The following is a 23,272-nucleotide window of genomic DNA, read 5'->3' as shown; positions in this document are numbered from 1 at the left end:
ATCATATATGAAACATTACATGAAATATCCGTTTCATGAATTTTTTTCAGGAATTTTTAATCCATTCTGTCTCAGTGCACCATACTTCAAGAACAGAGTCCATTGACTCTTCAAAATCCGGATAATCTTTTTTTGAAAAATGAGGTTCTATCCACATGACCTCTGCAATTGAGCCGTTTTTTAAGCCGATAAGTTTTGTATATTCCCATGTTTCCCTGAGTTTTTTATCGCGACTGTAAACTTCAAGTGCAAAAGCATGTGAGCAGAAGAGATCAGGCGACACTTCAAGAAGAACATCTGACATATAGCGTCTTATGTACCAGTTTATCTCAGATGCGAGAGATAATGCGTTTCCAAGTGTGGCATTCTCTATTATCACACCAAATTCTGATTTTACCGGTCTGTAAAAACGGAGTATTATTCTGCTGGTCTCTGAGGAGAGAAGGGTATTGTAGAGATCAATACCCTCTTTCTGAATAAAAAGAAGATTCATTTTATCAGATATACATGATATCTTCGTATTTGGTCTTTTTTCTTACTTTTAAAACGGCGTCAGTGAAATTCTGTATTGTTACATATTTTGCATCATTTCTGACAGCATTCATTCCTGCCTCACGGCATATTGCCTGAATTTCCGCTCCGGTAGTATTCTCGGTAAGGCTTAGGAGCTCTTTTGGATTAACATCCTTCATATTCAGCTTTGCAGAATGAATCTTTAATATTTCAAGTCTTGCAGTCTCATCCGGAAGTGATACTTCGAGTATCCTGTCAAATCTTCCCGGTCTGATTAAGGCAGGATCAAGCATGTCGACACGGTTTGTAGCAGCCATTAGTCTGACATTGCCGCGGTTGTCGAATCCGTCCATTTCTGCAAGAAGCTGCATAAGCGTCCTCTGGACTTCGGCGCTTCCTGATGTCCCATCCTGAGTTCTCATGCTCCCTATTGCATCTATTTCGTCGATGAATACTATTGAAGGGCTCTTCTCGCGTGCAAGGGAGAAGAGTTCTCTGACCATCTGAGCACCTTCACCGATGAACTTGTGAACAAGTTCGCTTCCTGACATTCTGATAAATGTTGCCTTTGCCTGATTTGCAACCGCCTTTGCAATAAGTGTCTTTCCGGTACCCGGAGGTCCAAATAATAAAATACCCTTCGGCGGTTCGACGCCTATCCTTTCAAATACTTCAGGTCTTGTCAGTGGATACTCTACAGCTTCTCTGACCTCCTCTATCTCTTCTTTTAAACCTCCAATCTGGGCAAATGTGATTGATGGCGATTCCTCAAGCTCCATTCCTCTGACTCTTGAATCAAAGGTGTTGTCAATTGTTCTTACAATTGAGAGGGCATTGTTCACCGCAACTTTCATTCCGGGTTTTAAGCTGCCTTCAAGGGCTTCTGAGGAGTTTGTTATATATTCCTGATTATTACCCTGCTGGCGCAGGTATACTTCTCCGCTTTTCAGTACGTCGATCACTGCTGCAACAAAGAGTGGCGGGCGTTTTAGCTGATTGTTTTCTTTTTTAAGCTGACTGACATCTTTTTCCAGACGCTCGTTCTCTCTGTTGAGGAATTCGACCTTCATATTCAGGTCTTCAACCTGCTCATATAGTTCCTGATCCCGGGGATTTGATAAATCGGTATCCTCAGGACTGTTGTAGATGGTCTCATCCATGTTACTTTATATCTTATTCTTACAACATTTATTAGGTATGTCTTTTACAATTCAGGGCAGAGGGATTTCGAAAGGGCAGGGAAAGGGTGCTTTGCTAAAAAGCAGTGAGCCAATTTCTTTTTTATCCGGTGTCGATCCTGATACCGGCATTGTCATCGAAAAGGGTCATCCTCTTGAAGGAAAATCAATAGCCGGAAAAGTTCTTTCATTTCCTTATGGCAAAGGATCAACAGTCGGGTCATATGTAATATATGCTCTAAAAAAGAACAATAAAGCCCCTTCTGCAATAATCAATGAAGAAGCTGAAACAATAATTGCTGTAGGTGCAATAATTTCTGATATTCCTATGGTGGATAAGCCGCAGAGTAATATTTCCGGAATAAATGACGGCGAAATGATATCTGTTGACGGCGATTTGGGCATAATTAGTATAGGATAAATCTGTTTTTTATTTCAATCCGTTTTTTTGGAGGATAAAATATTGCATTACTTTCTTCTTCTTACTGATGAATGCAATCTATGCTGCACATATTGCCGCGGCAAGATCTTTTCAGTCCCTGACGAATGCTATGAGGAATCGGGAATAGATAATAAGCTTCCGTGCGATCTAAGTTTTGATCTGCAAAAACTCTATAATTTTCTTTCAAATGATAAAGATGCAGTTCTGACGTTTTATGGAGGAGAACCTCTGATAAGGGCTGATCTGATAAGGGAGATCATGGATAATGCTCCTGTTAAGGATTTTATTATACATACAAACGGCACGCTTCTGCAATGCATAGAGCCTGAATATGTAAACCGGTTTAAATCCATCATTGTCTCAATAGACGGAGACAGGAATTTAACAGACATGTACCGTGGTCTGGGGACTTATGAGAGTGTCATAAAAAATTTACGGGTTATATGTAAAAACGGATACAAAAATGAGATTATTGCCAGAGTGACTGTGGCAGAGGATACGGATATCTTTAAATCTGTAAGATATCTCTCATCAAACCCCGATTTTTCTTTTGATGCAATACACTGGCAGATGGACTCAAATTTCTGGAATGATATTCATTTAAGAACCGGGTTTAAGAACTGGGTAAATAATAGTTATAATCCCGGCATAAGGCATCTTTTGGATTTTTGGACTGATGTCATGAGAAAAGAGGGCAGGGTTATGATGTGGTATCCGTTTGTCGTTACTATGCAGGATCTTCTCCTTGGAAGGAACAAGGCTCCTTTAAGATGCGGGGCCGGCTTTGAAAACTACAGTATTCTTCAGGACGGAAATATAGCGCCGTGTCCGTGTATGGCCGGAATGAAAGAGTACTATTGCGGGCACATCGATTCCTCAACACCTGAGTCATTAAAAAAGATAAGTGTTAAGGGAGACTGTCTGGATTGTGACATAAAGGATTTTTGTGGCGGGAGATGCCTTTATTCAAATATTACAATGCCCTGGCCCAAAGAGGACAGAAAAATGGTATATGAAACTGTTAAAAATCTTAAATTATCTGTTGAGGGCAGGGTTTTTGAAGTGAGAGAAATGATTGGGGAAGGGCTGGTTTTGCCATCATCTTTTGATCACATAAAATACAACGGCTGTGAGATAATACCATAATATTTCAGCCTCAATCTTTTTTGCAATGAGGGTGAACTGGCGAAACATAAAACCGGCAAGGAATTCATATGCGGCTTTATATTCCGCATGTGAAAAAAACGGTATCATATTAAATCCCGTAGATTTCCCTGAGGATGATATCACCCTTTACAGTCTTAATTCTATTAATGCTCCAAATTATATCGATGAAATAAAAAATGCTGATTGTATCACAATAGCCGGAGGACCACACCCTTCTGCACTTCGGGATGAGGTTTTGGAGTATGCCGACTATGTGATTGTCGGTGAGGGAGAGTATACACTTCCTGCTCTTATAAGAGCGATTGAGAATAAATCACTCCTCCTTCCGAAAGGTGTTGCATCAAAAAAAGGGTACATAAAAAATGATACATGCGTTTTTTTAGATGCTTATTCTCCATTTACAAAGGTAAAGGGCTATATTGAGATCTCACGGGGCTGTCCTTTCAGATGTGCATACTGCCAGACGCCGCACCTTTTCGGAGGTATGATGCGGCACCGTTCAATTGATGCCATAATACGCGCTTCAAAAGCATATAGTGATGTAAGATTTTTAACTCCGAATGCGCTCTCATATGGTTCTGATGGGAAAAGACCTGCCTTTGACAAACTCCAAAAACTTCTTGAGAGTTTTGATAAGGATAAAAATCTTTATCTGGGAACTTTTCCCAGTGAGGTAAGACCTGAATTTGTTTCACAGGAATCTATTGATCTGATTTTAAAATATTGCACAAACAAAAAACTTCATTTCGGCGCCCAGTCAGGAAGTGACAGAATACTAAAGAAAATGAATCGCGGACATACCGTTGATGATGTCACAAATGCTGTTATCCTGTGCAAAGAGAACGGTATTGTTCCGGTTGTTGATTATATTGTGGGACTTCCTTTTGAGACAGAGGAGAGCCAGATGGAAACGGTTGAGCAGATGAAATGGGTTGCCAGGTACGGGAAAGTTCATGCTCATTATTTCACCCCGCTTCCGGGCACTCCTTATCATAAATTAACTCCTTCTCCGCTTATTTCTGAGATTGGGAAGACGCTTGGCAGGCTTTCACTGTCCGGGCGTGCAACAGGGTCCTGGATGGATACAGAGTTAAGGTTTTTACCAAAGAACAAGGATCAATAATGGATGATGAAAGTTCTTCTGCTCACTGATCTGCATGGTCAGTATGGCAAGATGGGTTCATTCCTTGATTTAAAGCCTGATATGGTTTTTATTGCGGGTGATCTAACTGACATGGGCCCCTGCGAACCTGTCATTGAGATGCTTGATGAGATTGATGTGCCCTGTTTTGCAATTCCGGGAAACTGTGATCCAAAAGAGATTTTAAGAACAATTGAGTATTCCGGCGCGGTGTCACTTCATGGTGCTTCAATTGATATTGGTAAAATATCTATTGTCGGAGTCGGGGGTTCAAACCCGACACCTTTTGGAACTCCTTTTGAGATTAATGAAGAAGAGATTGATACTATTCTAAATAATACCGAAAAAAGAGTCAGACCAAATATACATAACATCCTGCTGTGCCATGCGCCCCCGTATGATACTCTTGACGATGTTGGCGGGAATAAGGTGGGCAGCAGTTCACTCAGAGATCATATGAAAAAATATGATCTGGTCTGTTGTGGTCATATTCATGATCAGCCGGGGATAAAAGAGGTTGACGGAACAATGGTTGTAAATCCCGGACCTGCCTCTGAAGGAAAATGTGCCTTAATTACTTTTGGTAATGAGCCAAAGGATATAAGGATTGAGCTTTTGACTGTCTGATATTTTTGAAAAAAAAGTAATTAAATCAAAGCAGGATTAAGAATATATCCTTTAATCCTGTTTTTTAATCTTCTTAACAAAAGCGGGATTAAAAAATTTAGTGAATTATTTTATTGCCGTTGCTTTTTGTCAAGTACCATTTCAAGGTATGATTCCCTGATGTTTTCACCGGTAATACCTAATTCTCTTTTTACTGATTCTATTGTTATAAGAGCGCTGTCTTTATCGTCAGAGATAACTTCTATTTCCACAAATTCACCTATGTCATCGACGATATCAAGTGCAATCGTAGTTTCTTTATAGGAATATTCTTCTCTTCTTTTAAAGACCATGCCGCTTTTTTTAAAGCCTGTTTTTAAAAGGATAGTTTCAAGCTCCTCTGCTGAGCTGACACCCAGGTTAAACTCTTCACGCGCTTTGGCACCTGTTCCCTTAATCTTTGGACCTTTGTATGTAAGCTCGTATTTTATCCCGTTATCCCTTACTCTCAAAGCTTCGTCTGTTTTTGCAAAATCGCGGTGAGGTGCATTAAAATATGTGTCCCTCTGTATGCTGGTTTTGATAAATTCTGCATTTTTAGTTTTAAGAATCTCCTTTATCTCATCAATAGAGCTTACTTTAATTTTGGCCTCAATTTCAAGCATCCTGCATCACTTATATAGGTAGATTGAACCAACTAATATAGACAGGTGTAATTATATGGCATTAAATGTAGGCGATTTTGTCAAACTGAACTATACAGGTTCAGCTGAAGGTAACATTTTTGATACGACATCAGAAGAAGTGGCAAAGGAAAACGGAAGTTTTTCAGAGGAAAAGAAATACGAACCTATTGTAATTCGTATTGGCGGCAACCACGTTATTCCCGGACTTGACGAGGATCTTGCAGGAAAAGAGATCGGAACAGAGTATGAAGTCATAGTCACTCCCGATAAAGCATATGGAGAACATGACGGTTCACTTGTAAAATCTGTACCGGTTAACGAATTCAAGGAAAAACCAACTGTCGGTATGCGTGTATCAGCAGAAAACCGACAGGGTGTTGTCGTTAATGTCATAGGTAAGCGTGCAGTAATTGATTTCAATCACATGCTTGCAGGCAGGACACTTAACTACAAGTATACAGTTGAGGGAGTAATTGAAGGTGCACTGGATCAGGCAAAGGCAATTTTTAATCTGTTTGTCAGCCGTGAGCTTGATATGAAGTTAACCAAAGGTATTCTGACAGTTGTTCTCCCGCCGGGAATTACATATGATCAGCGCTGGATGATGGGCAAGGGAATGGCAGTCCACCAGATCTTTGAGTATGTTGACGGTGTTGAAGAGATCGTTCTTAAAGAATCATTTAAAAAACCTGAAAAGCAGGATATAGAACCCGTCGAAGAAGCAAAAGAGGAATAATAATTTTACATGAAACATTAGTTTCATGAACTTTTTTTTAATTTATTTTTAATGATATCCGGCATTCACTCTGTCTCAATCTGTTCGTTTGACGGCGGTGTTGTTGAAACTTTCCAGTAGAAGTATCCTGCTCCTGCAATAACAAATACCAAAAGAAGTACTGCACTAAGCAGATTTTCAGAAAAATTAGCAGTAATGCCTGTTTTAAATCCGGACATATCTTCTATAAGTCCGAAAAATAATGCGACAATAAAAAATCCGATTACTCCCATAACCACACCGAGAATTAAAGCAGCGACAACTCTGAGTGGATTGTTTTTGACAGTGTCAGTCATAATGATAGATACTTATTATATATATTTAAGATTTCACCGCAAATCTCAAAAAAATGTTTATGCAAAAACCGGATTCATTCAAAAGTTTAAATTTTATACCTTAGAAGTGCGGCAATGCCGCCAAGTGCAAAAAGCTGTTTTCCCGGTTCGAATTCTGTTGAAAGGACGACAACTTCCGAGTGCATGGTTTCAGCTTTTTCCAGGAGTTGTGAAATAGAATTTTCTCTTATCATCGTGTCACATACAAGTATACGTTCAGTTGCACCAAAATCAACAGCTGATTTGACCTGTCTGATTCCGTATGTTGCATTTCCTTCGGATGATATTCTTTTAATCAGCTCCTCCATTGCCAGAACCTCACGTTTTAGCTGAATGTCCTCGGTAATTTTTTCTAAAATTCCCTGTCCGATGACTTCCTGTACAGCACCCCTTCCGGTTCTTCTGGTCTCTGCAGTTATGCATCTTCCTGCGGTATCTTTGTCTTTTGATCTTATGAAAGTCAGAAAGTCATCTTTTATAAATCCGGGTCCTGCAATGATTAGAGGTCCTGTTGTCTGGTTTATTATCTCAAGTATCTCTTCAAAAAAAGCCTGTTTGTTGTTCAGACCCTCACGTTTCCCTGAACCGCTTAAAAATGATTTTGCAAATTCCGGTCCGAACTGTCTCATTCTGTAGATCTCGCATTCTCCTTCCTCAATTGAAATTACATGAACAAGTCCGAAAGATGACGATTTTACAGCTCTTTTCACTCTTTCAAGATCAATCTGGCTCCAGTGTTGCACAACTGAGATTTCATATCCCTCTTCAACATTGAGTGTATGAAAAAATCCACTGTCCGGGCCGTATTCTATGATGCCGCTTATTCTCAGTCTGTTTGCATTATGGTGAAACTCAACCTTTTCAACTCTTATACCCAGGCGTACCGGCTTTTTTTCGATCTTTTCGGGTCTTGCTTTATCTGTTGCACTTTCAAGACTTCTGAAAGTTGTTGCATAGACAAGACTGCCTGCTGATATAAGGTGTTCAAGGTGCCAGAGGTCATCGGTGTTTTCAGGAAAAAGTCTGATTTCACCTGATGATTTTTTTAATTCACCATATTCTGCTTTCATTTATCAGTCACCGATAATATCCGATCCGCCCGGAGGAACAAATGCTGCAATTTTTTCAGTATTCAGGACATTTTTAAGTTCTTTTTGTTCCCCGGCAGGAATCATTCCTTTTAGTGCCTTTAATATTTTTCTTGCAGAATCATTTGGTTCAAATGTACCGGGTTTTAAGATGACATAGTACTTTGCTCTGTTTTTAACTGCGGATATAGGTCCTCCTATAACTGCAACTGCAGGTTCATACTGAAGACCTATTGCAACTCCCACAGGCACACTATGGAAGTATTTTCTCTCACCTCTTATCACAAATGCACCCCTTGCAACGAACTCGCCAGACTCTGCAGTCTTACTTACCTGCCGGCGGTCGGCGGCATATACATCTCCCGAAAAATGTCCTGCTTTCCAGATGTTTGAGTAGGATGCTGCAAACTGGGTAACTTCATCCCAGCATTTGGTATCCCCTTTGACGATTACAATACTTCCTCCGTGAACATCGGCATGAACAAATTTGTCGTCTCCTTCCATGTATTTTTTTACAAGATCCTCATTTGTTCCTGCATCACGTCCGCCTATTACCAAAACCCCGTCGCTTGTATAAAACCATCTGAAGCGGTGATACCATTTAGGTTTCAATAAAGCAAATTCCTTTTTTGGTTCAGGTTTTTCTTTTACGACAAATCTTTCCATTGCCTTTAGGGCCCCGGCTTTCTTTTTCTTGTATTTTTTTATCCCGCTGTAGTAGCGGTTGGCATTGACCTCAATACTTTCATGAACATAGATTCTGATCTTTTTTCCGTCTATATCAACATCAACTGAGGCATCCTGTACATATACCTGTGAGATAGATTTTGCAGCCTGAGTATTGCTGTTTTTTAAGATTTCTTCGATCTCCTGCCAGGAATAATCCTTGCTTGCATCTTCAAGTGTTTTGATAATATCTGAAATAAACTGATAGTTTGCATAAATCAGATCCACTTTAGCTCCAAGATCAGAAATTTTTGATTCAAATCCTACAATAGCCTGTTTTTGTCGGTTTCTTATTATTTCTGCCTTTGAAAGCTTTGGTTTGGACTCTTCCGGTTTTGATTCCGGAAGCGGGTAATAGTTCTCAAGAGCAATGTTGTAGGATTCAAATTCGGATACCTGTTTATCACTGGAAAACAAAAATGGCCAGCAGCCTGAATTTGTTATTACAGGATTTTTATCTGTCTCGGTTCGTTTTATTATATCCCTGAATGCATTAAGAATAATTTTGGGGTCTGCCAAAGATGCATCCGAATTCTTATCAAGTCCTGCATTTTCGCATAACTCCTCTGCATAACTGCCCCCCATCATAAGGGCAGATGCCAGTGTCCTGACAAGATTTTTGTCTGATTTTTTTAGTTTTGTCTCAATATCAGAAACGGTGTATAGATCAGTGTTTTCTCCCGGGAATATGTAAGTTGTGCCCGGCAGTACCACTCTGTCCTTAAATTTGTGATTTTTCAGAGGATTTATGATCACATAGTCTTCATCGCACAATATTGCATTTCCATCATCGAAAAGTTCGAAGATTAAGTGATACTTCTTCTCGGTTTTTCCTATTGTCAGATCAAATATTCTCTGTATTCCATACTGGTTTATAGCAAGAATTTTTCCGCCTGATATGTATTTCCTGAGAAACATGGAATAACCTGACGGATTTTTTGGTGCAGGCGGAAGAGTTCCGGTAAGATGGGCGCGCCGGCCGCACTCGATAATTGAGCTGTATTTCTGGCGGTCATCTCCGTTGAACCTAAAACCAAAAGTACTGATATTGTACTGGTAAACTTTGCCAATCCATAAAGGGAGGCAGGATTTCAGTTCAAAGAGCATGGCATTAAGATCAATGCCGCTCATTCCTTTTTGTGTCGCCATTATATACCAAACTACATATTGTCTGAAAACCAAAAAATAGTCACTGGTATCTCCATGAGTGAGGAAAATATTTCAGAAGATATAATTGAGTTAAAAGAAGTCAAAAAAACGCCTGTAGATAAGATGAAAGGTCACCGCGAGCGTATGATTCGTACCGGTGTTGCGTGCTTTATGGGTATTGCAACAGGTGTTATCTCATACCTCGTAATTGGTGATCCGACATCGGCTACAGGCGAGCCCAGATCTATCTTAGGTCTTCTTCTTTTGCTGGCAGGAATTGTGTTTCAGAAACATGTGTTTATCGCAATGAGAATTGATTACTCAAAACTTGGAGGAAAAGACTGGTTTTATCAGGGCTTTATGGCATTTGCATTCTGGTTTATATCCTGGACAATTCTCCTGACACTTTGAAAATACTAATATCCGGATAATATGAATAAATGTAAAAAATGCCAATATTTCAGGCATTTTATCTAAAAGATGTCTTACTGGCATTTAGATTGAAACTGAATCTTCAGTAAACAATACAAAAGACCATTTTGGTCTTATTTTTTGATTTTAGGATGATTATATGCGAATAGCAGTGGTTCATAAGGACAGATGCCATTCAAAAAAATGTGGCAAAGAGTGCATTCTCTACTGTCCGCGTGTGAGAACCGGGGATGAAACAATAACTATCGGTGAGAATGGGAAAGCCGCAATATCTGAAGAGTTATGTGTAGGCTGCGGCATCTGCGTAAAAAAATGTCCGTTTGATGCACTGGATATAATAACGCTCCCTGAAGAGCTTGAATATCCGACACACCGATACGGTAAGAATGGTTTTGCCCTGTATGGAATGCCGGTTCCCGTAGAAGGGAAGGTAACAGGCATTCTGGGTGCCAATGGTATTGGTAAAAGTACTGCGGTCAGTATTCTCTCCGGTCAGCTAATACCAAATCAGGGGCAGATTGAAACAGAGGCTTCCTGGGAAGAAGTGATAAAAAAATATGCAGGGACTGAACTTTATGATTACCTTCAGAGGGTTTCTTCAGGAAATATGAAGGTCTCGGTAAAACCCCAGTATATTGATTTCATTCCAAAAGTTTTCAGCGGCAAAGTCATAGATCTTTTAAAATCCACTGATGAGAAAGGATGTCTTGACAGCTATATTGAAGAATTAAAGCTGGATTCCATTATTGATCGTGAAGTAAGTAATGTCTCCGGCGGAGAACTTCAGCGTGTTGCAATAGCAGCATGTCTTAGCAGAAAAGCTGATTTTTATTTCCTTGATGAGATAACACCTTATCTTGATATATATCAGAGAATGGCTGCGGCAAAGCTCATCCGTGAGATTGCTGAAACAAGCCATGTAATGATTGTTGAACATGACCTTGCAATTCTTGATATGCTTGCGGAAAATATCCATGTGGCATATGGAAGTCCGTCGGTATTTGGTATTATTACAAAGCCCAAGGGAGTAAGAGTTGGCATCAATCAGTACCTTGAAGGATTTCTGACAGAGGAAAACGTAAGAATCAGGGATTATTCTGTAACCTTTGAGACACGGGCTCATAAGAGGGAAAATGAGAGAGAGACTCTGTATGAATTCCCCGCATTTGAGAAGAGTTATGGTGATTCTTTCCATCTGGAAGTAAAAGGCGGGGATATCAAAGCAGGAGAAGTATTGGGTGTTGTGGGTGCAAACGGAATTGGAAAAAGTACTTTTGCAAAACTTCTTGCAGGTGTTGACACCCCTGATTCCGGAGAACTTTCGTCAACTGTAAAGGTTGCTTTTAAGCCGCAGTATATTAAGACGGACTCAAATGATACTGTTGAGTTTCTTTTAAGGAGAACTACAAGCAGATTTGATACATCACACTTTTTGCATGAGATAATTGAACCTTTATCCTTAGAAAAAATACTTCAGTCAGGTGTGGATCAGTTATCCGGTGGAGAACTCCAGCGTGTTGCAATAGCATTATGTCTTGCACAGCAGGCTGATCTGTATATCCTTGACGAACCAAGTGCGCATCTTGATGTGGAACAGCGTGTAAAGCTTGCCCGTGTTCTCCGCAGGCATGCTGAGAGCAGTGGTTCCGGAGTTCTGGTTATTGATCATGATATATATGTGATTGACATGATCAGCGAGAGACTTTTGGTATTTGATGGTCAGCCGGGAATCAGTGGAAAGGCTGTAGGGCCCTTTGACATGCAGGAAGGAATGAACTATTTCCTAAAGGAGCTGGGTGTTACATTCAGAAGGGATAAGAGCGGAAGGCCAAGGATAAATAAGCCCGGAAGTTACCTTGACAGGGAGCAGCGTTCCTCCGGCGAGTATTATTATGCTGACATAAGTAAAACATAATATTTAATCCTTAAAAGGAGATAGCTTATATTATTGATATGGTGGGAATATAATGCCTGGGGGGGAGAGACTAACAGATGCAATCAGATATGAAAAGGTTGATTCTCTAAAAAGTGATCTTTTTGCATATATTGATAAAAGTCCTGATAAAATAGCTTCAAATCTTCCTGTTTTTTTTGGTCATGTGATGTCAGCTCTGGATAATGCATTTCCGGATATTGACAACAACACTTATGATGAATTCATTGATGCGATGGCATATCACCTCATGATGTCAAGCAAAGAAGCGGAAAAAATTGAATTTGTCGAAAAAATTATAAAAAATGCTCTGAGATGCAAAAGAAAAAAATCCGGGCGTTCCACTCTAAAAATTCTTTCCGGCATCAAGATGATGGGTATTGGAAGGTACAAGGAAGCAATAGAATATTTTGGTGAATACTGGAAATACGATTCCAGAATAGGAATTTACATATCTTATTGTTATTACTGTCTTTCTGAGATAGATTCAAAGAAGAATGGTCTGGGAGGAGCAAATTCTCCGCCTTCAAGGCTTGAACTTCGTGCAAGAGAGACTCTTATTGAGCTTGCAAGAGTTAAACCCCCTGTTTTTCGTTTGAAACAGCTTGACATCCGTGATAATGAGATGATGGAGCGTGCATTCTGGGTTATTATTACAAAATCTCTGGACTGGTTTCCAAATGAAAAGTGGTTTTTGAAAATTGGGATTCAAAAGGCTAAAAATGACAGTAATGATGAGAAAAGGACCCAGCTTTTAGTTTATGCAATAGACAAATATTATAATGATCAGGATTTTCTCAGGGAAAATTTTTACTTAAAACTTGAGAAGCGTGACGGTGTGGGTGCGGCAGGTGTCGTAAAACAGATGACACAGCAGAATCCGAATAGCCTTGAACCATTGTATTATGGAATTAAGCTATCTTTGTTATCAAACAGCAAAAATTCATATAATGATTTTAGGGAGACCGCCCTTTTGAAGGGAATGCCGCATTATCTGATACAACTTTTTGATCTGGCCTTATTTATTATGAGGGATGAGAAACGTGAGGCTGAAGCCCAGTTTAAAGAGCTTAAAAAGAGGTTTAAGTCACTAAATTTCTATCTGGTTGCTATTGATTATCTGATTAAGGATATATTCTCCGGTGATGAAGTAAGGAAAAAAACTGCAAAGAATATTTTTTTCGATTCACTTGACAAGTATGCGGCACAGGTAATAAAGATTCAGGAATAAATTCCTGTTTTTTCAGGGTAAATGGTAATTAAAAGATCTCAAATGAGATAACAGGCTCAAATTCTTTTTTGTAATAGTATCCTGCTATAAGTTTATTTGTAAACCACCATCTTCCCTGGGAATCCACAAAAACTTTTTTAATCTGATTGTTTGCAATATCCTTTCTAAAAAGAGAGTCTGTCACAGCCCCGTCTCTCCATGCATAAAGGCCGTAGTTAGTGCCTATTATTAATTTTCCATCATATGCTGAGGCTATATCCGATATATGGTCTGATGAGCCGGAAAGATCTTTTACATTGAGCACATGTGAAGAACCATTTTTTGGACTGTAAGCAACAATGTCGGTTTGATTGAAGAAATATACACCTCCAAGATGATTGGTACGTACTTCTTTCATGTCTTCTGCGATAAGAGGCTCATCAATTTTTTTAAAATGCGGGTTTACAGGATCATCATTTAAAAGAATATACTGGCCCTGATATGCTGATGTAAGAACAAGAGTGTTTATAGAATAATCAACTGCCATACTTGTGATTCTGTTTGCATAAAGGCCGTTATCCGCCAGGGGTCCAAACCATTTCCATTCGCCATTCTGGTAGCAGTAGACGCCTGATTCTCCGGCAGCAATCCACATCTGATCCCCCAGTGACTGCAGATCGTTTATTGAATAGCTTATGAGAGTCCTTTGCGGATACTTCAGAGTGACTGGTGCAGTATATCCGTCATATATTTGTATGCCGTCGCCAAAGCCAAGCCAGAGATTATTGTAGCTGTCATACTCGATACATTTTACATAATCATTAAGAGGTATTCCTTCAAGATATCCTCTTCTGTCCCTGGCTTTTGAGTGAAGGATTGTCCACGTGCCTTTTTGAAATATTGACAAACCGTTAGATGTTGCAAAAATAACACTTTCTTCAGGTCCGTTGGTGATATCTCTGACATCTGTTGTACTAATAGAATTATCACCATGTCCCGGCCAGTAACCGGTAATTTCTGCTGATGCCGGAACAAATAGAATAAAAACAGAGATAAGAATAATCAGATTTCTATGCATTTTCCATCAGCTCTTCTGATTCCGACAATACCGTTATTTGAAGGATTATATGTAATTGAGCGACCGGAATTACCCCCGACATCTTCAGCTTTAAGGGTGATATGATATTTTTCAAGAGCTGCTTTTATTGCTTCAACATTTCTGCCGCCGATGTCCAGATTGCCTTTAAACTGCTTGAACATGCTCGAACCGCCTACAATTTTTGCACAAATATCCCTTTTATTGCTTCCTGATTTTATAAGTTCTTCAAAAAGAATTGGTATTGCAGTATCTGCGAACTTTCCCGGTCTTTCATTTTTGCCATTGCTTTCAGGAAGCATGACATGTGCAACTGCCCCTGTAGCCCTTTTGCTGTCATGCAGAACCACTGCTACACAGGAACCAAGACCGATTGATGTCATGTGAAAACTGCCGATGTGGTATTCTCCAATTCCCACATTAACAGGCTTTTTTTCCGGGGATATTTCAGCCATATTTATTCTCTTAAACTCTGTTCAGTCCTTTAGATCTACCAGTTTATCCAGAAGATCGAGAATCTGTCCAAGTGTATTATCATATGGAAGCATAACAATTGTACTTTCAATCTCATGCATCTGTGATGTGAGTTCTGTTTTGAAGAGAATAATTTCATTGATGTCTCCTGCTATCATAGAGACCACATTTGCAAATGCTGCATGAGCCATATCTATTGCTATTGCCGGGGGAGAGGGAAGCATGACTATGCCGAGCAGTGTTGCAGTTGCATCCAGAAACTGGGAAACCATGATGTTTCCAACTTCAAGAAGAGCACTCTCATCCATCTCATTAAACTCGCGATCCATGTCTGTTGAGCCAAGCATTGTATTTGTCAGTCTTATAGCTGAACTTTTTGGAAGATGCAGCACCACGTACCCGCCAGGGTGAAGTTCGCCCTGAATCTCAAAAACCACAAGTGCTGAGATCTCATCTCCAAAGTAATCTGAAATGTCTGCGATATCAACAATCAGTGCTTCAGGTACTGTCATATCAATCTCACACATCAGCATTGTGGAAAGCGATGTTGCGGCATGTGAAGCACCGATGTTACCAAGCTCTTTCATTGCGTCAAGTTGTTTTGCATTTAATTCCATATTTATAAATCTCCTTTTATTTTCAATTTACAATCATTGTATTAACATCAAGAATAGGCACAACATCTCCATCACCGGGGATTGTCACGCCGCCCACTCCCGGACAGTTTCCTATGATGTTGCTGACAGGCTTTACTACGACTTCCTGCTGACCATCGACTATATCGACAGGAATACAGGATTTCGTTCCTTTATACTGGACTATTACTACAATTTCGCTTTTATTTACAGGTCCGAACATCTGGTCAAGCCTGTTTATCTGCAAAACTTCATCTCTGAGAAGAATGGCTTTACTTTTTCCAATTTGGGTCACTTTAGTGAAATCAACTTTTGCAACTTCTACAACTGCATTAATAGGTATTGCACATCTTTTATCATTAATTCTTACCATCATTACTTCGATAATTGCCATTGTAGGCGGCAGGGTAAGAGTAAATGTTGTTCCTTCTCCTTCAGTTGTGTCCACTTTAATTGTTCCTTTTAGAGATTCTATTGCACTTTTTACAACATCCAGTCCCACACCTCTTCCGCTGATGTCTGTGATTGTCTCTGCAGTTGAGAATCCCGGCTGGAAGAGGAAGTCAGGAATATCTGCTTCTGGATAGCTTTCAGCATCTTCTTTTGATATAAGTCCTCTTTTTATTGCGATTGAAAGAACCTTATCCCTGTTAATTCCTCCTCCGTCATCTTTGAGTTCAATTATGACATTTCCCTGTTCCCTGTATGCAGAAAGCCTAAGGATGCCTTTGCCTGGTTTTCCTGCGGCCACCCTCTGTTCAGGTGTCTCAATACCGTGATTTACACCGTTTCTTATCAGGTGCAGAAGCGGGTCTCCAAGGTTATCAATGACACTTCTGTCAAGTTCGGTCTCACCTCCTGTCATGATAAAATCAACTTCTTTTCCGTCATGGTGGGCGACATCCCTGACAACACGGGGAAAGCGGTTAAAGATTTGATTGAGAGGAATCATCCTGATGTACATCATCAGATTCTGAAGATCAGATATTGAGCGACTGACCATGTTAAGAGCCTCATCCATCTCTTTTATCTGATATTCTTTTGAAATCTGTTTGAGTCTCCCGCCGTTAATTACGAGATCCTCAACAAGATTCATCATCTGGTCAAGACGGTTGATATCAACTCTTATATTTTTGACCTCTTTTTTCCTGCTCAAATCTCCTGTTTTTTCTTTTATGGCCTTTTTATCGATTCCTCCCTCAGAAATTTCTGCTTCAGGTTTAGAGGCGGGTTGTATAATAATATCAGGAACTTCTGTTTCAGATTTCTGAGGTATTAATTCGCCTTTTTCCTGAATTTCAGATGAGGATTTTATAAGGACTTCTTCCATATCAGTGCCTGATGCTGCTCTTATCAGATCACTTTCAGGAGAGTCACTTGATATTACAACTTCTAAAGAATCTCCTATTTCTCCTTCATCTATCTGCTCAGCAGTAGGTGTTGATGAGAGAATCCTGCCCAGTTTTTCAAGATTCTGGAGAACTATCATTGCCCTGATATCCTTCATTGTTGATTCGTGTGATATAGTAATATTAAGGGTATAAACAGGGGAAGTGACTTTTAAATCTTCTTCAAGGAGTTCTATTTCAATATTAGAGATATCTGTTACAGTTGCGGCACTCTTTAATGCTTCTTCCCCTGATTCGCTCTCAATCATTATTTCCAGGGAATCATTTATTATTCCTTCATCGAGTTGTTCAACTGAAGGATTGCTGGAGATTATATCTCCGATATCCTCAAGATTCTGAAGGACTATTAATGCCCTGACATCTTTCATCCCGCATTCCGGTTCAAAAGTGACTGTTATTTTATATCGCGGGTATTTTTGTATTGTTGATGAGTTTCCCTGAGCATCATCAGGTTTATCAGTATTTTTGGTTTCTTCTTCCTCAGGAACAGTCATATCCCCCAATATTTTACTAACCATTTCTTCATCTGATGATTTTTTACTGTTCGGGTTTTTTTCACCAGATTTCCCGTTTTTACCGGATTCTTCAATTTTTTTCAGTTCGGTAATCAAATCACCCGATTCTATTGCTGAACTGTCTCCACCGTTTTCTATATCTTCAATCATCTCTTCTATTCTGTCTGTACATGCAAGGAGCTGATCGGTTAATTCAGGTGAAATATCTATCTCGCCGCTTCTGATTGAATGGAATACATTTTCCATCATATGACAGAGATGTTCCATTTCGGAATATCCCATCGAGGCAGACATCCCTTTTAAAGTATGAGCAGACCGGAAAATCTCATCTATTGCGGCATCATCCGAGCCTTCTTCAAGAACCAGAATATTGTTTACAATATTTTCATGATTCTCGATAGATTCTGCAACAAAGAGTTTTCTGTAGGATTCCTCATCAGTCATATGTAATCACTTCGTTTCGGAAACAGATCTCATAAGATCTCTTGGTATTGATTTAAGCGGCAGGACTCTGTCGACACATTTTCTTTCCAGTGCTGAACGTGCCATGCCATATACCAGACATTCTTCTTCTCTTACAACGAGTGTTCTTCCACCTGCACTTTTTATTGCAGCCAGACCTTCCCCGCCATCACTCCCCATACCGCTAAGGATTGCGGCAGCGATTCTGTTGGTGTAAACCTTTGCTGCAGAACAGAATGTTTTATCCACTGCAGGTCGTACTGCATGAACAGGAGGTGATTTGGAGAGGGTAATCTTTCCGCCTATATTCCCCGAATCATCGAGGGTTGCGGATATTATGGTGTGATAACCCCCTTTTGAGACATATATTTTCCCTTTTTGGAGAATATCACCGTTTTCTGTCTCTTTTACTTCGAGAGGTGATATTCTGTTAAGTCTCTGAGCAAGTGAGGCAGTAAAACCTGCCGGCATATGCTGTGTTATTACTACTGCTGCATTAATATCAGGTTTTAATGAAGATACAATGGAGTCAAGCATAGGTGGCCCTCCTGCCGATGAACCAATTAAAACAAGGTTTTCTGCTGCAATATTATCCAGTTTAATTTTTTTCTGGACAGATGGTATTGTGATCAGATGTTTAATCTTTGTGACCAGTTCTGATTCAATTCCTCTAATCTTTCCAAGATTTCTTGGTTTTAACATGAAGTCGTCTGCGCCCAGGTCAAGAGCCTTTTTAGTAAGCTCTGCATCTTTAGATGTAAGGGTGCTTAACAACAATATTTTAGGCGGATTCTCTAATGAATGCATATGATCCAGCATTTCTATGCCGTCCATATTTGGCATCTGAATATCCAGTGTGATGACATCCGGAGATAGCTCTTCTATCTTCTTTAATGCCTTTATACCGTCTTCTGCAGTTCCTACAATCTCTATTGAAGAATCTTTTTTCAGAATGTCGGTAAGTACCGTACGCATAAATACGGAGTCATCAACAATCAGAACTCTGATCATTTTTTTTATGAATTTAATACATTATTTACTTCTTCAAGCACTTTGGGTGCCTGGAATGGTTTTACAATATAACCCTTTGCTCCGGTTTTTATTGCAAGTTTAACCATCTGTTCCTGGCCTACGGCAGTACACATGACAATTTTGGCATTAGGGTCAGCAGCCATTATTGCTTTTAGTGCTTCAATTCCGTTCATTTTAGGCATCACTACATCCATAGTAACAAGGTCTGGTTTAAGCGCCTTGTACTTTTCAACGGCATCTTCGCCGTTTTCTGCTTCCCCGACAATGTCATGTGAACCTGAAAATAAAATATTTTTCAGAAGAGTTCTCATAAACATCGTATCGTCTACAACAAGGATCCTTCCCATTGTGAATCAATACTACTTCGTTTATGAATCCTATTAAGGTTATCGAATGTATTCGGAAATAAAACGCACTTGAAAGCTAGATAAAGAAAAAAATACATTCTTTTGATTTATTAGATGTGAAAAACACATGTGTTATTTTCAAAGAACTGTCTTATTATTCGTTTTAAGTTAATTTTTAAGAAATATATGGGATGAATAATTATGTTTTTACAGATTCATTTACGAATCTGACGCCTTTGGTTGTAAGTTTTACTTCCCGTCTTGTCATTACAACGTCAACAAGCCCTTTTTCAATTAATTTATCATAAATTGATTCTATCTGTTTGTTTGATATACTGATCATATTTTCAATTGCATGTGTATCCATTCCGCTGTATACAAGCATTGCCACCTGTGCAGACATGCCGTCAAGTTCTCCTGAGGATACGTCAAGATCCTTTGTTGCGTCCTTAAGGTAGTTGAAAAGTATCTGAAGTGTAGTCAGCGGGCAAAGAACAAAACTTGTAATTACCTCTTCGTTTTCTACATGACTGATTTGAACAACATCACTTTCTCTTCCCTGAATTTCTCTTTTTGCAAGTTCTATGCCTGATACTTCATCAAGAGGAATGCATACCTGTTTTTCCTTACTTACAAACCAGATCCCCGTTTTAAGAACGGCTATTGCGCCTTTCTCCCATTTTGAATCTTTTACCATGACACCCCCTCTTATTGCGGGTGACATAAAGTATGCAGTCAGCCTGTATGCGGTGCAGCCCATGATTATTGCACGTTTCAAAAGTTGCAGTACTTTTGGAACAGAAGCAAGTTTTATTGTTTCGCCTTTTTTTGTGTTTATAGTCAGTACATTTTTTTTCTCTTCAAGATCATCTATTGCTTTTATCTTTATTTCAGCTGAAAGAGGCTCAGGAATAGTTAATTTTTCTTCATCAAGATCAATTTTTAATGAAGCCCATTTACCTTCATATTCAAGTTTTACAGGCAGCTGCGTCATATTAATTAAAACCTCTTTTAATATAGGCTCTGGTCATTTATATCTCCTTCATCACTAATTTTGTTTTTTCCTTTTATTTGCTCTTTTTCAACTCCGAATTGTTCAAGGACACCTTCAAGGTCTTCCACCAGTTCTTCGGTGTTGATTTTAGCATCTAGCAGATCACGGACAAGGCTGGTTTCCTGAACAGAAACCACTTTTTTCGTATCCGATTTGAGCATATCAAAGAGATCCTCATCGTCAGTCTCTCCACCGAGTGACAGAGATGTAGGATTTTCAAACATATTCTCTTCAGACTCTGCCATTCCTGCGGTCTTTGTCTGTGTCCATTCTTTTGGCGGTGCGGAAAGTATATCGTCTTCCTCCAAAAGTGCAACTTCAGGTTCTGCAGATTCTTCTTCTGAGTTACCTATTTCCACATCTTCAATAGCATCTTCGTCACCAAGATCAATCTCATCTTCCGGCTCAAGTTCATCAAGATCAATGTCATCAAAATCTCCAAATTCGTTATCATCAAGATCAAAACCTGAAACATCATCGTCAAGTTCGTCAATATCTCCAATTCCCGAGTCTGAAATTTTTTGGCTTTCTGTTTCCTCTTCGTCAGAAGATCCTGTTGGAAATTCCTCGTCATCAAGTTCCAGTTCTATTCCTTCTTTTGCAAGAATATCTGCAATTGTCGAATCAGGAATCTCATCTTCAAATCCCTTTATGTTTTGATCTTCAGGGATCTCGGTTGTGTTGTTTTCTTCCAGTCCCAGATCAAAATTGTCAAAATCTCCGAATTCGTTATCCTCATCACCTGCTGGAATTTCTATGGGGGGTGATTCCCCGCTCAGGGTCTTATCCAGAAGTTCATCAATCTGTTTGTTTTTAGTTTCAGCTTCCTTTTTCTTGCTTAATAGTCCAAAAATGCCTGAAAAAACAGATTTTTTGGATGATTTAACTTCTTTATCAGTTTGTTTTTTTTCTTTGGAATTCCTGTTAACAAACGGCAATTTTCTAAACAGGGGTGCAAAAGGAAGTTCTTTTTTTAGTTCATTTTTATTGGATTTTGCTCCTGCTGTATTCTCATCATTTTCAGGGGATTTTTTGGACTTTTCGGTTTTTAAGTTTACAGGCTGATTCAGTTTTGTTTTTAGAGAGGAGATAGTATCTTTTAATTCCTCAAATGATATCATATTTAAGGCAAACAGCATTACGAGGCCGATTCCAAGAGCTATAAAGATTACAGCAACAGGACTCAGGTCAATAAATGTTACTGCTGTACCTGCAAGTATGATGGTCATCATCATAATAAGCCGTCTTCTTGAATCACCCGCTTCTGTCATCAAACCGCCTCAAAACCCGGTATAGAGAACATAATGTTCACGAAAATCGGAGTTGCAATATATACTAATCCGGTCAGTGTAAATAAAATACTACCGAAAAAGTAGAGCATATACCGGTCTCCCCCTTTTACTAACTTTCCTGCAATTATATTTGATATTGTTATAATCATAATGGTGATTATAAAATAGGTCTGCATTTTGTCTTCAGGAAAATTTGCAAAGATGTTAATTGCCATAGAATTTCCAGGTCCTCCTGTTGAGCTGGAACTAAGAGCTGCTGCTGTCTCATCAAATGTTGTCATAACACTTTTAATGGCAGCGGCCATTTTAAGGAGAATATGAAAAAGAAAGGCGAAAATTCCTATCATTGCAACATGCATGGGTATTAAAAGGACTATAAAACCCATTGAAAACATCTCTCTTTTCTGTCTGAGAAGAGTCTGTTCAAGCATTGATGTTGCGACGATATGGGCCACCTCTGCAGGTCCGGCACCAAGTTCAATTGAATCCTTGAATATACTTAAATACTTGTATATCAGGTTGCTTCCCGCATCAACAACAAATTTTTTCCAGACAAGAGTTTCATCAAGACCAATATTTAATTTAGAATATACTGAGTCGATATAAGTTCCGAGGACCACAAGGGACTTTCTGTCCACCTTTGCAAGTGCCGGTGTGACTGTCATACTCAGACCACCCATAATGGCACCCAGACCCCGTATAAAAACTGCAAAATCCTCATCACGTTTTATGATATTGCTATCATCGCGCCATCCGAAGATGGCAAGAGGTGCAAGAAGGATTCCCAAAAGGACACAGATAAAACCGAAGTTAATTCCTGCTATCAACATTATTATGCATGTCAGAATCGTTGTGGGAATAATTATTCTCTCAAATTTTCTGACCATATTCTGCTCGTAACTCCCGCCGTACGGGAGATTGTGGCATTTTTGATCATCAGGAATTGATTTGTACATTGTTATGAGTCCAAAGGCAGAAACGCCTATGGTCAAAAAATAAGATGAATTTAAGGTGGCATCAAGATCATCCGGGGCATATATGGCAACAGAAACCATTATGATAATGCCGACAATTGCTGCTGAAAGCATGAGTGCGATATATGCATCACCCCATTTTTTGAGCATCTCAATTCCCTGTTCAAAAGTATTCCTGAATACATTTCTGATAGTACCAAGTTCTTCACTTAAGAACTCCTCATCGGGTACACCTGATTCAATAGAGTTTCCAAAACGGTTTAAAAGACTCGAAACCAGTTCATTTCTGGCTCTTTCAGCAACCATTCTAAGTCCTTCGGCATAACTGTAATTCCATCTTTTAACAAAGCATTCAACTCGTTTCATATACTTTGTCGGGATATACTCCTTTCTTTCTGCAGTGTAGGCAAAAATTTCTGGTCTTGAGACATTGGCAGTAGTTATAGATGCCATATATGTGACCATAAATAAAAGGTCATTTCCCATTTTCTTGTCTTCTTCAATATCGATGAGTTTTCTTTTTAATTCTTTTAAGGTGTCCTCAAAAGGAATTTTACCTCCGTTTTTCTCCCTAAAACTCTCGATTTGATCTTCAAACATA

General features: G+C 39.3%; 23 protein-coding genes. 8 read left to right on the top strand and 15 right to left on the bottom strand.

All coding sequences use genetic code 11. The features are described from left to right. Positions 1-46: 46 nt before the first annotated feature. Together ACTB1O_RS05260 and ACTB1O_RS05255 are read right to left on the bottom strand one after the other, a co-directional pair. Positions 47-493 carry a DUF5804 family protein gene (locus tag ACTB1O_RS05260; protein ID WP_462994092.1) on the bottom strand — a complete coding sequence of 149 codons (447 nt, stop codon included), beginning with the start codon at positions 491-493 and terminating at the stop codon, positions 47-49. Positions 494-497: 4 nt separating this feature from the next. Further along, entirely contained in the window at positions 498-1,673 is a 1,176-nt protein-coding gene (locus ACTB1O_RS05255) for a proteasome-activating nucleotidase (RefSeq protein ID WP_462994091.1), read from the bottom strand. A gap of 37 nt (positions 1,674-1,710) precedes the next feature. Between ACTB1O_RS05255 and ACTB1O_RS05250 the strand changes: the two genes are divergently transcribed. The 4 genes from ACTB1O_RS05250 to ACTB1O_RS05235 are packed head-to-tail and all read left to right on the top strand — an operon-like array spanning position 1,711 to position 5,068. Then, entirely contained in the window at positions 1,711-2,112 is a 402-nt protein-coding gene (locus ACTB1O_RS05250; RefSeq protein WP_462994090.1) for a DUF126 domain-containing protein, read from the top strand. A gap of 42 nt (positions 2,113-2,154) precedes the next feature. After that, the gene (locus ACTB1O_RS05245; protein ID WP_462994089.1) at positions 2,155-3,279 is read left to right on the top strand and encodes a TIGR04084 family radical SAM/SPASM domain-containing protein; all 1,125 of its coding nucleotides are present in this window, start codon (positions 2,155-2,157) and stop codon (positions 3,277-3,279) included. Positions 3,280-3,304: 25 nt separating this feature from the next. Continuing rightward, a complete protein-coding gene (locus ACTB1O_RS05240; RefSeq protein ID WP_462994088.1) occupies positions 3,305-4,423 on the top strand; it encodes a TIGR04013 family B12-binding domain/radical SAM domain-containing protein in 1,119 nt (372 codons plus the stop codon). A gap of 3 nt (positions 4,424-4,426) precedes the next feature. Beyond that, positions 4,427-5,068, top strand: coding sequence for a metallophosphoesterase family protein (locus tag ACTB1O_RS05235; RefSeq protein WP_462994087.1), 642 nt, complete (start codon positions 4,427-4,429; stop codon positions 5,066-5,068). Positions 5,069-5,178: 110 nt separating this feature from the next. Here the strand turns inward: ACTB1O_RS05235 and cyaB are convergent, their stop codons facing one another. After that, positions 5,179-5,712 (bottom strand): class IV adenylate cyclase, encoded by a 534-nt coding sequence (gene cyaB / locus ACTB1O_RS05230; protein ID WP_462994086.1) that lies wholly within the window; start codon positions 5,710-5,712, stop codon positions 5,179-5,181. A 55-nt stretch (positions 5,713-5,767) separates the two neighbouring features. On the opposite strand from cyaB, the gene ACTB1O_RS05225 reads away from it, so the two are divergent. Beyond that, positions 5,768-6,469, top strand: coding sequence for an FKBP-type peptidyl-prolyl cis-trans isomerase (locus ACTB1O_RS05225; protein ID WP_462994085.1), 702 nt, complete (start codon positions 5,768-5,770; stop codon positions 6,467-6,469). Positions 6,470-6,534: 65 nt separating this feature from the next. Here ACTB1O_RS05225 and ACTB1O_RS05220 read toward each other — a convergent pair whose 3' ends face one another. From ACTB1O_RS05220 to rqcH, 3 genes are all read right to left on the bottom strand, one after another. Next, positions 6,535-6,804 carry a hypothetical protein gene (locus tag ACTB1O_RS05220; RefSeq protein WP_462994084.1) on the bottom strand — a complete coding sequence of 90 codons (270 nt, stop codon included), beginning with the start codon at positions 6,802-6,804 and terminating at the stop codon, positions 6,535-6,537. A gap of 86 nt (positions 6,805-6,890) precedes the next feature. Next, positions 6,891-7,913: an mRNA surveillance protein pelota gene (locus ACTB1O_RS05215; protein WP_462994083.1), complete on the bottom strand. Its 1,023-nt coding sequence runs from the start codon at positions 7,911-7,913 to the stop codon at positions 6,891-6,893. Between the two features lie 3 nt (positions 7,914-7,916). Next, positions 7,917-9,806: a ribosome rescue protein RqcH gene (gene rqcH / locus ACTB1O_RS05210; protein WP_462994082.1), complete on the bottom strand. Its 1,890-nt coding sequence runs from the start codon at positions 9,804-9,806 to the stop codon at positions 7,917-7,919. Between the two features lie 54 nt (positions 9,807-9,860). On the opposite strand from rqcH, the gene ACTB1O_RS05205 reads away from it, so the two are divergent. From ACTB1O_RS05205 to ACTB1O_RS05195, 3 genes are all read left to right on the top strand, one after another. After that, positions 9,861-10,217, top strand: coding sequence for an EMC6-like membrane protein (locus ACTB1O_RS05205; RefSeq protein WP_462994081.1), 357 nt, complete (start codon positions 9,861-9,863; stop codon positions 10,215-10,217). A gap of 160 nt (positions 10,218-10,377) precedes the next feature. Continuing rightward, positions 10,378-12,153 carry a ribosome biogenesis/translation initiation ATPase RLI gene (locus tag ACTB1O_RS05200; protein WP_462994080.1) on the top strand — a complete coding sequence of 592 codons (1,776 nt, stop codon included), beginning with the start codon at positions 10,378-10,380 and terminating at the stop codon, positions 12,151-12,153. Positions 12,154-12,205: 52 nt separating this feature from the next. Next, positions 12,206-13,402, top strand: a complete 1,197-nt coding sequence (locus ACTB1O_RS05195; RefSeq protein ID WP_462994079.1) for a hypothetical protein — start codon at positions 12,206-12,208, stop codon at positions 13,400-13,402. A gap of 28 nt (positions 13,403-13,430) precedes the next feature. Here ACTB1O_RS05195 and ACTB1O_RS05190 read toward each other — a convergent pair whose 3' ends face one another. From ACTB1O_RS05190 to flaJ, 9 genes are all read right to left on the bottom strand, one after another. After that, positions 13,431-14,459 carry a hypothetical protein gene (locus tag ACTB1O_RS05190; RefSeq protein ID WP_462994078.1) on the bottom strand — a complete coding sequence of 343 codons (1,029 nt, stop codon included), beginning with the start codon at positions 14,457-14,459 and terminating at the stop codon, positions 13,431-13,433. Further along, positions 14,444-14,932, bottom strand: a complete 489-nt coding sequence (locus ACTB1O_RS05185) for a chemotaxis protein CheD (RefSeq protein WP_462994077.1) — start codon at positions 14,930-14,932, stop codon at positions 14,444-14,446. Before ACTB1O_RS05185 ends, ACTB1O_RS05190 begins: the two co-directional genes overlap by 16 nt. Positions 14,933-14,953: 21 nt before the next feature. After that, complete coding sequence (locus ACTB1O_RS05180) at positions 14,954-15,568, bottom strand: chemotaxis protein CheC (RefSeq protein WP_462994076.1); 615 nt, start codon at positions 15,566-15,568, stop codon at positions 14,954-14,956. 22 nt (positions 15,569-15,590) lie between these two features. After that, positions 15,591-17,954 (bottom strand): chemotaxis protein CheW, encoded by a 2,364-nt coding sequence (locus tag ACTB1O_RS05175; protein WP_462994075.1) that lies wholly within the window; start codon positions 17,952-17,954, stop codon positions 15,591-15,593. Between the two features lie 6 nt (positions 17,955-17,960). Then, positions 17,961-18,983, bottom strand: coding sequence for a chemotaxis-specific protein-glutamate methyltransferase CheB (cheB, locus tag ACTB1O_RS05170; protein ID WP_462994074.1), 1,023 nt, complete (start codon positions 18,981-18,983; stop codon positions 17,961-17,963). A gap of 5 nt (positions 18,984-18,988) precedes the next feature. Then, on the bottom strand, positions 18,989-19,351 hold the full coding sequence (locus tag ACTB1O_RS05165; protein ID WP_462994073.1) for a response regulator: 363 nt from the start codon (positions 19,349-19,351) through the stop codon (positions 18,989-18,991). A 199-nt stretch (positions 19,352-19,550) separates the two neighbouring features. Then, positions 19,551-20,345: a CheF family chemotaxis protein gene (locus tag ACTB1O_RS05160; protein ID WP_462994072.1), complete on the bottom strand. Its 795-nt coding sequence runs from the start codon at positions 20,343-20,345 to the stop codon at positions 19,551-19,553. 17 nt (positions 20,346-20,362) lie between these two features. Then, positions 20,363-21,676, bottom strand: a complete 1,314-nt coding sequence (locus tag ACTB1O_RS05155) for an RNA polymerase sigma factor (protein WP_462994071.1) — start codon at positions 21,674-21,676, stop codon at positions 20,363-20,365. Beyond that, complete coding sequence (gene flaJ, locus ACTB1O_RS05150) at positions 21,676-23,271, bottom strand: archaellar assembly protein FlaJ (RefSeq protein WP_462994070.1); 1,596 nt, start codon at positions 23,269-23,271, stop codon at positions 21,676-21,678. The genes ACTB1O_RS05155 and flaJ overlap by 1 nt, the downstream gene beginning before the upstream one ends. Position 23,272: the final 1 nt, after the last annotated feature.

Source organism: Methanomicrobium sp., from assembly GCF_055145805.1.
This window is presented reverse-complemented; position numbering and strand designations above follow the sequence as displayed.